This is a genomic window from Pseudomonas sp. Rh2 (assembly GCF_040762985.1).
Classification (GTDB): Bacteria; Pseudomonadota; Gammaproteobacteria; order Pseudomonadales; family Pseudomonadaceae; genus Aquipseudomonas; species Aquipseudomonas taiwanensis.
On sequence record NZ_CP142890.1, the window covers coordinates 941,661 to 953,859 of the forward strand.

A 12,199-nucleotide genomic window follows, 5' to 3' on the forward strand; every position below is an offset into this window, starting at 1 on the left:
CGGGTGATCCTATGGCGGCGGGTTTAGCCTTGATGCAGTTGCCAGTCTTACAGGATGTAGCGCGACAGGTCTTCGTTCTGCGCCAGCTCACCCAGGTGGCCATTGACGTAAGCTGCGTCGATCTTGATCGGCGTCTCGTCATGAGCGCTGGCCAGATCGCCAGCACTGAACGACACCTCTTCGAGCAGGCGCTCGAGCAGGGTGTGCAGGCGACGGGCACCGATGTTCTCGGTCTTCTCGTTGACTTGGTAGGCGATCTCGGCCAGGCGCTTGATGCCGTCGGCGGCGAACTCGATGTTCAGGCCTTCGGTTTTCAGCAGCGCGGCGTACTGCTCGGTCAGCGATGCGTGCGGCTCTTGCAGGATGCGCTCGAAGTCTTCCGGGGTCAGCGCCTTGAGCTCCACGCGGATCGGCAGACGGCCTTGCAGCTCGGGCACCAGGTCGCTTGGCTTGCTCAGGTGGAACGCACCTGAGGCAATGAACAGGATGTGGTCGGTCTTGACCATGCCCAGCTTGGTATTGACGGTGCAGCCTTCGATCAGCGGCAGCAGGTCGCGCTGCACGCCTTCACGGGACACATCGGCACCGCCGACGTTGCCACGCTTGGCCACCTTGTCGATTTCGTCGATGAACACGATGCCGTGCTGTTCGACCGCTTCCAGGGCCTTGGCCTTGAGCTCTTCCTCGTTGACCAGGCGGCTCGCCTCTTCGTCGCGCACCATCTTAAGCGCTTCCTTGACCTTGAGCTTGCGCGACTTGCGCTTGCCCTTGCCCATGTTGGCGAACAGGCTTTGCAGCTGGTTGGTCATCTCTTCCATGCCCGGCGGCGCGGCGATTTCGACGCCCATGGAGTCAGCCACTTCGATCTCGATTTCCTTGTCGTCCAGCTGGCCTTCGCGCAGGCGCTTGCGGAACAGCTGGCGGGTGTTGGAGTCGGTGCTGGTCTGTGCGGCCTCTTCGGCGAAGCTGCTGACACGGGCTTGCGGCAGCAGTGCGTCGAGGATGCGATCTTCGGCAGCGTCTTCGGCGCGGTGGCGCACGCGGATGATCTCTTGCTCGCGCAGCATCTTCAGGGCGGCATCGGCCAAGTCGCGGATAATCGATTCGACATCGCGGCCCACATAGCCCACCTCGGTGAACTTGGTAGCTTCGACCTTGAGGAACGGCGCGTTGGCCAGCTTGGCCAGTCGGCGGGCGATTTCGGTCTTGCCGACGCCGGTAGGGCCGATCATCAGGATGTTCTTCGGGGTTACCTCGGCGCGCAGCTCGGCGGGCAGCTGCATGCGCCGCCAGCGGTTGCGCAGGGCGATCGCCACGGCGCGCTTGGCGTCGTCCTGGCCGATGATGTGGCGGTTGAGTTCGTGGACGATCTCGCGGGGGGTCATGGACATGGTCAAAACGGTCCTTGGGCGGAGTGGTTCAGTGTGGAAAAGCCCCATCACCGGGAGGGGGCGCCAGAACAACTGATTACTCGGCCAGGTCCTGCTCCTCGATGGTCAGGTTATGGTTGGTGAACACGCAGATGTCGGCGGCGATGTTCAGGGCGGATTCGGCGATCTCGCGCGCCGAAAGGTCGGTCTTGTCCAGCAGGGCGCGGGCTGCGGCCTGGGCGTAGGCGCCGCCGGAACCCATGGCGATCAGGCCATCTTCGGGTTCGACTACGTCGCCGTTGCCGGTGATGATCAGGGAGGCGTCCTTGTTGGCGACGGCCAGCATGGCTTCCAGGCGGCTCAGGGAGCGGTCGGTACGCCATTCCTTGGCCAGCTCGACGGCGGCGCGGATCAAATGGCCTTGGTGCTTTTCCAGCTGGCCTTCGAAGCGCTCGAACAGGGTGAAGGCGTCGGCAGTGGCGCCAGCGAAGCCCGCGATGACCTGTCCGTGGTACAGGCGGCGCACCTTCTTGGCATTGCCTTTCATCACGGTGTTGCCAAGGGATACCTGGCCGTCGCCGCCCATGACGACTTTGCCGTTACGGCGGACAGAAACGATGGTGGTCAAGGGGAGAGTCTCCACGCAGCGGGGCGAAAGTGCCTGATGCAGACTCATATGGGGGTGTGGGGAAGGATTTCAACCGCGGGGGATGAATGGTCAGGCTTGGCAGGTAGGCCTGTGTCGGATCATTCGCGGGTAAACCCGCTCCTACAGGTCTTGCGCTGCCCTTGAAAACAGCCGTGTCCCAGTAGAAGCGGGTTTGCCCGCGAATGTCTTGACTCAGGCCTCGTGGCAGAGGTGCCCATCGACCAAGGTATAACGCACCGCACCCGGCAGGCAGTGGCCGATGAACGGACAGTTCTCACCCCGGGAGAACCACTGTTCGCCAGCAACCGTCGACGCTTTGGGATCGAACAGCACCAGGTCGGCCGCGCCGCCTGCTTTGAGCTCACCGGCCGGCAGGCGCAGGGCTGCAGCCGGGCCACTGGTCAGGCGAGCCAGCAGGGTCGGCAGATCCAGCAGGCCGTCGTCAACCAGGGTCATGGCCAGTGGCAGCAAAAGCTCGACGCTGCTGATGCCTGGCTCGGTCGCGCCGAAGGGGGCCAGCTTGGCGTCACGTTCGTGGGGTTGGTGGTGGCTGGAGATCGCCTGGATCACCCCCGACTTGACCGCCTCGCGCAGGCCATCGCGGTCAGCGGCGGTGCGCAGCGGCGGTTGTACGTGGTACAGGCTGGAGAAATCTCGCAGCGATTCGTCGGTGAGAATCAACTGGTACAGTGCCACGTCAGCGGTCACCGGCAGCCCCAACTGCTGCGCCTGGGCGATCAGCCGGGCGCCGCGGGCGCTGGTGATCTGGGTGAAGTGCGCACGCACGCCGGTCTGCTCGACCAGCAGCAGGTTGCGCGCCAGGGCAACGGTCTCGGCGGTTTCCGGGATGCCCGGCAAGCCGAGGAAGCTGGCCATGGCGCCTTCGTGAGCCAGGCCGCCTTGGGCCAGGTCGCGGTCCTGGGAGTGGAACACCACTGTCAGGTCGAAGGTGGCGGCGTACTCCAAGGCACGAGCCAGGGTGCGGTTGTTGGGGATTTCCTTGAGGCCGTTGCCGAAGGCTACGCAACCGGTGTCGCGCAGGGCCACCAGCTCGGCCAGTTGCTCGCCTTCCAGGCCTTTGGTCAGGGCGCCGATGGGGTAGACCTTGCTGTTGCCTGCCTCGCGCGCGCGGTCGAGGATCAGTTCGGCCACCGCCGAAGTGTCCAGCACTGGGCGGGTTTGTGGCGGGCAGCACAGGCTGGTCACGCCGCCAGCCACGGCCGCACGGGTTTCACTGGCAATGTTGCCTTTGCGGCTGTAGCCCGGTTCGCGCAGCGAAACACCCAGGTCTACCAGGCCGGGCGCGGCGACCAGGCCGTCGGCCTGGATCGTGCGGCTGGCGCTGAAACCTGCCGGTGCCGCCCCGATGGCAGCGATGCGGCCACCGTCCAGGTGCAGGTCGGTGACCTGGTCCAGGCCAGTCTTGGGATCGATGACCCGGGCGCCGAGAATACTGATGGTCACTGGGCGTTCTCCTGGTCGAGTTGACGTTGCGCGTTCTGCCCGCTCATGGCCATGGACAGCACGGCCATGCGCACGGCGATGCCGTAGGTGACCTGATTGAGGATCACCGAGTGTTTGCCATCGGCCACTGCCGACTCGATTTCCACGCCGCGGTTGATCGGCCCCGGGTGCATGACGATGGCGTCGGGCTTGGCGGTGGCCAGACGAGCGGTGGTCAGGCCGAACAAACGGTAGAACTCGCCTTCGCTGGGCAGCAGGCCACCGGCCATGCGCTCGCGCTGAAGGCGCAGCATGATCACCACGTCGACATCCTTCAGGCCTTCGGCGAGGTCGGTGTAGACCTTCACGCCGTATTGCTCGATGCCGATCGGAATCAGGGTTTTCGGGCCGACCACGCGGATGTCCGGGCAGCCCAGGGCCTTGAGCGCCAGCATGTCGGAGCGGGCGACCCGCGAATGCAGGATATCGCCGACGATGGCCACCGAAAGGTTCTCGAAGCTGCCTTTGTGGCGGCGGATGGTGAGCATGTCGAGCATGCCCTGGGTGGGGTGTGCATGGCGGCCGTCACCGCCGTTGATCACCGCGACATCCGGGCAGACATGCTCGGCGATGAAGTGGGCGGCACCGGAGTCGGAGTGGCGTACGACGAACATGTCGGCGGCCATCGCTTCGAGGTTGCGCAGGGTGTCGAACAGGGTCTCGCCCTTGCTGGTCGAGGAGGTCGATACGTTGAGGCTGATCACGTCAGCCGACAGGCGTTGGGCAGCCAGTTCGAAGGTGGTGCGGGTTCGGGTGGAGTTCTCGAAGAACACGTTGCACACGGTCTTGCCGCGCAGCAAAGGAACTTTCTTGACGGCCCGGGCGCCGACTTCCAGGAAGGAGTCGGCAGTGTCGAGGATCTCGGTCAGCAGTTCGCGGGGCAAACCGTCGAGCGAGAGGAAGTGGCGCAGCTGGCCCTGATCATTGAGCTGCAGCGGGCGCTTGGCGTCGAGTGGCGTCATCGCGGGGGACTCTTAAAGGGCGGAAGCGGTGGCGAGGTCCTGGCGCTCGAGTGCGAGCGGTGCGGGTCCGGTCAATTTTACCCGCTCATTGGGGGCCAGCGACAGGGTGGCACCGAGCACGTTCGGACGGATCGGCAGTTCACCGGCGTCGAGATCGACCAGGCAGACCAGTGTCACGCTGGCCGGGCGGCCGTAGTCGAACAGTTCGTTGAGGGCGGCGCGGATGGTGCGGCCGCTCATCAGCACGTCATCGATCAGCACCAGATGCTGGCCTTCGACCTCGAACGGCAGCTCGGACGGCCGCACCTGCGGATGCAGGCCGTTCTGGCTGAAGTCGTCACGGTAGAACGAGACATCCAGGGTCCCCAATGGGCTGCTATCACCCATTTCCTGCTGCAGGGCCTGGGCTACCCAGACACCGCCCGTGCGGATGCCGATGAAGCGGGGTTCGGTAATGGCGCGGCGGGCCAGATGGGCGCGAAGATCGACAGCCATCTGCCGGATCAGCTCGGCGGGGTTGGGTAGGCTCATTGCGTGCTCCTTGGGAGGGCGCCGGGTTGGCCCGGCGGCAAAGCGGATTTAAGTGTTGGCCTCCAGCCAGCCTTGCAGCAGCAGGGCAGCGGCGATGGCATCGACCGGGTTGTCGCGGTAGCTGCCGTGCCGGCCGCCACGGGCCATCTGCTCGCCTTTGGCTTCAAAGGTAGTCAGGCGTTCATCGTGGGTGTGCACGGGCAGGTTGAAGCGGCCATTGAGGCGGCGGGCAAACTTTTCAGCACGCTCGCTCATGTCGCTGGGCGTGCCGTCCATGTTCAGCGGCAGGCCGACGACGATGGCGTCGGGTTTCCATTCCTTGATCAGCTTCTCCACCTGGTTCCAGTCCGGTACGCCGTTCTGCGCCTTGAGCACACATAGCTCGCGGGCTTGTCCGGTGATCACTTGGCCCACTGCCACGCCAATTTGTTTACTGCCGTAGTCGAAGCCCAGCAGCAGGCGAAGTTCGGCCATCAGGCGTGGCCCGCCTGGCTGGTCAGCAGATTGAGGTTGATCCCCAGGCTGGCGGCGGCGGCATCAAGCCGCAGGTCGCTGGCCAGGCCAAAGATGATCTCGGGGTCGAAGGGGCAGTTGAGCCAGGCGTTGTCGGCCAGTTCGGCCTCCAGCTGGCCAGCTTCCCAGCCCGCGTAGCCCAGGGTGATAAGGCTCTGTTTAGGGCCCACCCCGGCAGCGATGGCCAGCAGCACGTCCTGCGAAGTGGTCAGCGACAGGCCGTCGAGGGCGACGGTGGCCTGGAAGCTGCATTCGTTGGTGTGCAGGACGAACCCTCGGTCGGTCTGCACCGGGCCGCCTTGGTAGATCGGCACCTGCAAGGTGCTGGCCGGTGGCTCCTCGTCCGGGCGCAACTGCTCGAGAATGTCGGCCAGGTTCAGCTCTTGAGGTCGGTTGACCACCAGGCCCATGGCGCCATTGGCGTTATGCTCGACGATGTACGTGAGGGTCTGGGCAAAGTTCGGATCGGTCATGTGTGGCATGGCGATCAGGAACTGGTGCTTGAGGTAGCTCGGAGTGAGGGTTTTCATGGGAGATAGTGTGGCGCCAGGTGGCGAGACTGACAAGGTGCTCTGTATGTCGGGAGGTTTTTGGCGTTTGTGGGATTGAGCGCCGCTTGTGCGGCGCATCGCGAGCAAGGCTCGCTCCTACGAGGGGGGAGCGGTGTCGGGTGCAAGTTATGCTGGCGTGACTGGCCCGGAACAAGCTGGCGTTTGTGGGATTGAGCGCCGCTTGTGCGGCGCATCGCGAGCAAGGCTCGCTCCTACGAGGGGGAGCGGTGTCGGGTGCAAGTTATGCTGGCGTGACTGGCCCGGAACAAGCTGGCGTTTGTGGGATTGAGCGCCGCTTGTGCGGCGCATCGCGAGCAAGGCTCGCTCCTACGGGGAGGGGCGGGTGCTAATTACGCTGGCGTGACCGGCCCGAACAAAGCGTAGGAGCGAGCCTTGCTCGCGATGCGCAGCGCGAGCGACGCTCGATTCACGCCCCACCACAAGCCCCAGACCGTACCCTCTCGATCAATTACTGGACAGCCGGTCCCCACGGGCAAATCGCCAGGTCCGAATGATCTCCAGTCGATCGAACTCCGCCAGATCCCCGGTAAACGGCGCAAACGGCGCAGCCAGCCGCACGATTCGTTGCGCCGCCTGGTCCAATACTGGCTGTCCGGATGACTCCAGCACCAGCACCTCGTACAGCGAACCATCGCGGTTGATCGACACCATCATCCGCAAGTTGCCGTAGATCTGCTGCCGGCGCGCCTCTTCGGGGTAGTTGAGGTTGCCCACCCGTTCGACCTTCTTGCGCCACTCCTCTTTGTACCAGGCGCCCTTGTCGCGCATGGTCGAGGCCGCGTTGAGCCGGTGGATGCGCGGGCGTTTGGCATACAGCTGCTGCTCGTGGGACAACTCGGCCTCGAGGCTGGCGATCTGGCTGGACAATTGCGAGCTGTCGAAGTCCGGTGCGGGCACCGCAGGCTTGGGCTGCGGTTTGCTCTCCTTGGGCTTGGGCTCGACCTTCTGCGGTTTGGGCGCCTTGGTGGCCACTGCGGATTGTTGCGGCGCCGGTGGTGGCTCCACGTCAGGCTTCGCCGCTGGAGGAGGGGTGACCTTGTTGATCTTGCTGTCCTGGAACGGTGCAACCTCGGTGGTCTTCGGGACCGCCTTTTTGTCCAGGGTACCGCTGCCTTGCTGGTCGTTCTGTGCCTGGAAGTCGGCCTTCTCCGGCGGCTTCTCGCTCTTGAAGGTGGCCAGGGTGATGTCCATGGTGTGACGGATCTGCGCCGGTTCGACGGCGCTGAAGCCCACACCAAGGATCAGCGCCAGGTGAACCAGGGCAGCCAGGAACAGGGTGAAGCCAAGCCGGTCCACCGGGCGAACGCGGGGTGGCAGCAGGTCGGCGGGGATGTCGGCAGGCAGCGTCATCAGGTATCCAGCAACCGCGGGGCGGGGCAGCAGGTCAGTTGTAAAGGACCGGCATCATACCCCACTCCGCGTATTTGCCGCGTGTCGGCGGTCAGCGCGTCTTCAACTGGCGATCAATGGCGTCCATCAGCTTGCCGCCGATGTCCGTGTTGTAGGCCGCATCGATCTCGCGGATGCAGGTCGGGCTGGTGACGTTGATTTCGGTCAGGTAGTCGCCGATCACATCCAGGCCGACGAACAGTAGGCCCTTCTCTCGAAGGGTCGGGCCCACCTGGGCGGCGATCCAGCGGTCGCGCTCGGTCAGCGGGCGGGCTTCGCCACGGCCGCCGGCGGCCAGGTTGCCACGGGTTTCGCCACTGGCCGGAATGCGCGCCAGGCAATAGTCGACCGGCTCGCCGTCGATCATCAGGATGCGCTTGTCGCCGTCCTTGATCTGGGGCAGGTAGGCCTGGGCCATGATCTGCTGGCCGCCGTGCTGGGTCAGGGTCTCGAGGATCACCGAGAGATTGGGGTCGCCCGGGCGGTGGCGGAATACCGAAGTGCCGCCCATGCCATCCAGTGGCTTGAGGATCACGTCGCCATGGGTGGCCGCGAATTTGCGCAGGATGTCGGCGCGACGGCTGACCAGGGTCGGGGCCATGCACTGCGGGAATTGCGTGGCAAAGAGCTTTTCGTTGCAGTCGCGCAGGCTTTGCGGGCGGTTGACCACCAGCAGGCCGTCACGCTCGGCCTGCTCCAGCAGGTAGGTGCTGTAGACGAACTCCATGTCGAAGGGTGGGTCCTTGCGCATCAGCACCACGTCCAGATCGGTCAGCGCGCTGTCCTGCTCCTCACCCAGCTCGAACCAGCGGGCCGGGTCGGCGAATACCTTCAGTGGGCGCATCTGCGCACGGGCCTGGCCAGCACCCAGGTACAGGTCACGCTGTTCCATGTAGAACAGGCTCCAGCCACGGGCCTGGGCGGCCAGCAGCATGGCCAGCGAACTGTCCTTCTTGTAGGAGATGGACGCGATGGGGTCCATGACAATGCCGAGGCGAACGCTCATGGGGTGGTTCCTCTTGGCGGCCCGAGGCCGCGATGGATCGAAAGAAAAGTGGCTCAGGGTGGCGCCGGGAACGCGGCTGGTCAAGGGGCGCGGCAGATGGAATGGCCTTGCGGAGTATGCTAAAAGTGCAGCTGCAAGCACTTTGTGGCGTCTGTGTCGCAGCGGGCGCACAGCCCATCGCCGGCAAGCCTGCGCTCACCGTGTAGGCGCCGGCTTGCCGGCGATGGCCGCACCACTTGCAGCTAACTTCCACTGGTAGGCATTTATGGAACAACCCCTGAAGGTGATGGTGATCGACGATTCACGCACGATCCGCCGCACCGCGCAGATGTTGCTCGGCGAAGCGGGCTGCGAGGTGATCACCGCCAGCGACGGCTTCGATGCCCTGGTCAAGATCGTCGACCACCAACCGCAGATCATCTTCGTCGATGTGTTGATGCCGCGTCTGGACGGGTATCAGACCTGCGCCGTGATCAAGCACAACAGCGCCTACAGGGACATCCCGGTCATTCTGCTGTCGTCCCGCGATGGCCTGTTCGACAAGGCTCGCGGCCGGGTGGTCGGCTCGGACCAGTTCCTGACCAAACCCTTCAGCAAGGAAGAGCTGCTCGACGCGATCAGGGCGCATGTCCCTGGTTTCGCCGCGCCCGAACAACACGCACCCTGATCGCGCCCGCCATGGCGCCGTTTTCATTGTCCTGATGGGGAACCAGCATGGCCCGAGTTCTGATTGTCGACGATTCGCCGACAGAGATGTACCGATTGACCGAGTGGCTTGAAAAACGCGGCTACCAGGTGCTCAAGGCCAACAACGGTGCCGATGGTGTCGCCTTGGCCCGCCAGGAAAAGCCCGACGCGGTGCTGATGGACATCGTCATGCCAGGCATGAATGGTTTCCAGGCTACCCGGCAGCTCAGCAAGGACCCGGAAACCAGCGCCATCCCGGTGATCGTGGTCACCACCAAGGACCAGGAAACCGACCGCATCTGGGCCACGCGCCAGGGCGCCCGTGACTTCCTGACCAAGCCCGTGGAAGAAGACGCACTGATCGCCAAGCTCAAAGAGGTGCTGGGCGCTTGACCACCCGTCCGCAAGGCGCGTCGCTCACCGCTTTCGAGCTGTTGCTGGACATAGACCGGCGCTGCCGTTTGCTGGTGGCTGACCAGCCACCGCAGGATACCCGCCTGCAACAGTGGAGCGGCATCGGCTTTCGCATTGCCGGACAATGGTTCGTAGCACCCATGGGCGAAGTCGCCGAAGTGCTGCGTGAGCCGCGCAGCAGTCGGGTGCCGGGCGTGCAGCCGTGGGTATGCGGTGTGGCCAATCTGCGTGGCCGGTTGCTGCCGGTCATGGACCTGAGCAGCTTTTTCGGCCTCGGCCCGGCGGCTCCGGGCAAGCAGCGTCGGGTCCTGGTGCTGGACCACGAAGACCTCTTCGTTGGGCTGTTGGTCGACGAGGTGCTGGGCCTGCAGCACTTCGCCTTGAGCAGCCTTGAACTGTCGCCGCCCCAGCCGTTGCTGCGTGCTGCGACGCGTTTCGTCCAGGGGCATTTCCCCCGCGAGCGCAACTGGGCGATTTTCAGCCCCTTCGCCTTGGCCCAGGCCCCGGGCTTTCTCGATGTGGCGTTATAGGACCTTCGAACGTGAACAAGCCGGCCACCAGTGTCACTCCGCCCCCAGTGACCCAGCGCACGCGCAGCAGCGCGCAGATCACCGTGTTGTTCGTGGTGTTGATTCTGTCGATCATCCTGCTGTTCGCCAATTTCGCCTACCTCAACACCCAGTCCAACCACGACAAGCAGTACATTGGTCATGCTGGCGAGTTGCGCGTGCTGTCCCAACGCATCGCCAAGAACGCCACCGAGGCGGCCGCCGGCAAGGCCCTGGCTTTCAAGCTGCTGTCCGATGCACGCAACGACTTCGAGCGGCGCTGGAGCTACTTGCGCGAAGGTGACAAGTCCACTGGCTTGCCTGCAGCGCCTGTCGCGGTGCGCGACGAGATGGAGGCGGTGCGCCAGGACTGGGAAAACCTGCGCAAGAACACCGATACCATCCTGGCCAGCGAGCAGACCGTGTTGTCGCTGCACCAGGTAGCGGCAACCCTGGCTGAGACCGTGCCGCAGTTGCAGGTCGAGTACGAAAAAGTCGTGGAGATCCTGCTGCAGAGCGGCGCCCCGGCCAACCAGGTGGTTGTCGCCCAGCGCCAGTTGTTGCTGGCCGAACGTATTCTCGGTTCGGTCAACACGGTGTTGGCGGGTGATGACACGGCCGCCCAGGCTGCCGACGCCTTTGGTCGCGATGCCAGCCGGTTCGGGCAGGTGCTCGAAGGCATGCTCGGGGGCAACCCGGCGATTCAGGTCACGCGCGTGGAGGACGCCGATGCGCGGGCGCGGTTGGCCGAAATTGCCGAGCTGTTCCAGTTCGTGGCCGGTTCGGTGGACGAAATTCTTGAAACTTCGCCCGAGCTGTTCCGCGTGCGCGAGGCTGCCAGCAACATCTTCAGCCTCTCGCAAACCTTGCTGGACGAGGCCTCGCACCTGGCCAACAGCTTCGAGAACCTGGCCAGTGGGCGCACCCTCGACACCGTCGGCGGTTACGTGCTGGGTCTGCTTGCACTGGCCTCGATCATCCTCATCGGCCTGGTGATGGTGCGGACAACGCATCGGCAGTTGCAGGAAACAGCAGAAAAGAACGAGCGCAACCAGCAGGCGATCATGCGCCTGCTCGATGAGATCGAAGAACTGGCCGACGGCGACCTGACCGTGACGGTGTCGGTGACCGAGGACTTTACCGGCGCCATCGCCGACTCGATCAACTATTCCGTGGACCAGCTCCGCGATCTGGTCGCGACCATCAACCACAGCGCCGAACAGGTCGCCGCGGCGGTGCAGGATACCCAGAACACCGCGCGCCAGCTGGCCAAGGCTTCGGAGCATCAGGCCGAGCAGATCAGCGAGGCGTCGCTGGCGGTGGGCGACATGGTCGAGTCGATCGACCGGGTATCGGCCCATGCCTACGAGTCGGCCAAGGTAGCCGAACGGTCGGTGGCCATCGCCAACAAAGGCAATGAGGTGGTGCACAACACCATCAACGGCATGGACAACATCCGCGAGCAGATCCAGGACACCGCCAAGCGGATCAAGCGGCTTGGCGAGTCCTCCCAGGAGATCGGTGATATCGTCAGCCTGATCGACGACATTGCCGACCAGACCAACATCCTTGCCCTTAACGCGGCAATCCAGGCATCGCTGGCGGGCGAAGCCGGTCGCGGCTTTGCCGTGGTCGCCGACGAGGTGCAGCGCCTGGCGGAGCGCTCCTCCTCGGCAACGCGGCAGATCGAGGCCTTGGTACGCACCATTCAGGCCGATACCAACGAAGCGGTCATCTCGATGGAACAGACCACCGCCGAAGTGGTGCGCGGCGCGCGCCTGGCGCAGGATGCCGGGGTAGCACTGGCTGAGATCGAAGGCGTGTCGCAGAACCTTGCCGAGCTGATCCACAGCATTTCCGATGCCGCCCAGTTGCAGACGTCGTCGGCTGGTCAGATTTCCCACACCATGGCGGTGATCCAGCAAATTACCGCGCAGACCTCCGCAGGCTCTGGGGCGACCGCCGACAGTATCCGCCACCTGGCTCGCATGGCCAGCGAGATGCGTCGCTCGGTGTCCGGCTTCACCTTGCCGGCACCTGCCGAGCCACGCTGAG

At 64.5% G+C, this 12,199-nt stretch carries 13 protein-coding genes; 4 read left to right on the top strand and 9 right to left on the bottom strand.

Going from position 1 to position 12,199, the window contains the following annotated elements:
- Positions 1-47 precede the first annotated feature (47 nt).
- The 9 genes from hslU to gshB all read right to left on the bottom strand — a co-directional run bounded on the left by hslU (position 48) and on the right by gshB (position 8,495).
- Positions 48-1,391, bottom strand: coding sequence for an ATP-dependent protease ATPase subunit HslU (hslU, locus tag VXM67_RS04250; protein ID WP_023378327.1), 1,344 nt, complete (start codon positions 1,389-1,391; stop codon positions 48-50).
- 76 nt (positions 1,392-1,467) lie between these two features.
- A complete protein-coding gene (gene hslV, locus VXM67_RS04255; RefSeq protein ID WP_023378328.1) occupies positions 1,468-1,998 on the bottom strand; it encodes an ATP-dependent protease subunit HslV in 531 nt (176 codons plus the stop codon).
- Between the two features lie 213 nt (positions 1,999-2,211).
- Positions 2,212-3,483 carry a dihydroorotase gene (locus VXM67_RS04260; RefSeq protein ID WP_023378329.1) on the bottom strand — a complete coding sequence of 424 codons (1,272 nt, stop codon included), beginning with the start codon at positions 3,481-3,483 and terminating at the stop codon, positions 2,212-2,214.
- Positions 3,480-4,484 (bottom strand): aspartate carbamoyltransferase catalytic subunit, encoded by a 1,005-nt coding sequence (locus tag VXM67_RS04265; RefSeq protein ID WP_027907939.1) that lies wholly within the window; start codon positions 4,482-4,484, stop codon positions 3,480-3,482. Before VXM67_RS04265 ends, VXM67_RS04260 begins: the two co-directional genes overlap by 4 nt.
- A gap of 12 nt (positions 4,485-4,496) precedes the next feature.
- Positions 4,497-5,015, bottom strand: coding sequence for a bifunctional pyr operon transcriptional regulator/uracil phosphoribosyltransferase PyrR (pyrR, locus tag VXM67_RS04270; RefSeq protein ID WP_023378331.1), 519 nt, complete (start codon positions 5,013-5,015; stop codon positions 4,497-4,499).
- Between the two features lie 48 nt (positions 5,016-5,063).
- Positions 5,064-5,489 carry a Holliday junction resolvase RuvX gene (ruvX, locus tag VXM67_RS04275; RefSeq protein ID WP_023378332.1) on the bottom strand — a complete coding sequence of 142 codons (426 nt, stop codon included), beginning with the start codon at positions 5,487-5,489 and terminating at the stop codon, positions 5,064-5,066.
- Positions 5,489-6,058 carry a YqgE/AlgH family protein gene (locus VXM67_RS04280; RefSeq protein ID WP_023378333.1) on the bottom strand — a complete coding sequence of 190 codons (570 nt, stop codon included), beginning with the start codon at positions 6,056-6,058 and terminating at the stop codon, positions 5,489-5,491. Before VXM67_RS04280 ends, ruvX begins: the two co-directional genes overlap by 1 nt.
- Positions 6,059-6,544: 486 nt before the next feature.
- On the bottom strand, positions 6,545-7,450 hold the full coding sequence (locus VXM67_RS04285; RefSeq protein ID WP_027907940.1) for an energy transducer TonB: 906 nt from the start codon (positions 7,448-7,450) through the stop codon (positions 6,545-6,547).
- Between the two features lie 91 nt (positions 7,451-7,541).
- Positions 7,542-8,495, bottom strand: a complete 954-nt coding sequence (gene gshB / locus VXM67_RS04290) for a glutathione synthase (RefSeq protein WP_023378335.1) — start codon at positions 8,493-8,495, stop codon at positions 7,542-7,544.
- A gap of 265 nt (positions 8,496-8,760) precedes the next feature.
- On the opposite strand from gshB, the gene VXM67_RS04295 reads away from it, so the two are divergent.
- Genes VXM67_RS04295 through VXM67_RS04310 form a run of 4 tightly spaced genes read left to right on the top strand, consistent with a single transcriptional unit; the run spans position 8,761 to position 12,198 of the window.
- Positions 8,761-9,162 carry a response regulator gene (locus tag VXM67_RS04295; protein WP_023378336.1) on the top strand — a complete coding sequence of 134 codons (402 nt, stop codon included), beginning with the start codon at positions 8,761-8,763 and terminating at the stop codon, positions 9,160-9,162.
- A 47-nt stretch (positions 9,163-9,209) separates the two neighbouring features.
- Positions 9,210-9,575, top strand: coding sequence for a twitching motility response regulator PilH (gene pilH / locus VXM67_RS04300; protein WP_023378337.1), 366 nt, complete (start codon positions 9,210-9,212; stop codon positions 9,573-9,575).
- Positions 9,572-10,126, top strand: coding sequence for a chemotaxis protein CheW (locus VXM67_RS04305; RefSeq protein ID WP_023378338.1), 555 nt, complete (start codon positions 9,572-9,574; stop codon positions 10,124-10,126). Before pilH ends, VXM67_RS04305 begins: the two co-directional genes overlap by 4 nt.
- An 11-nt stretch (positions 10,127-10,137) precedes the next feature.
- Positions 10,138-12,198 (top strand): methyl-accepting chemotaxis protein, encoded by a 2,061-nt coding sequence (locus VXM67_RS04310; RefSeq protein ID WP_023378339.1) that lies wholly within the window; start codon positions 10,138-10,140, stop codon positions 12,196-12,198.
- The last annotated feature ends 1 nt before the right edge of the window (position 12,199 follow it).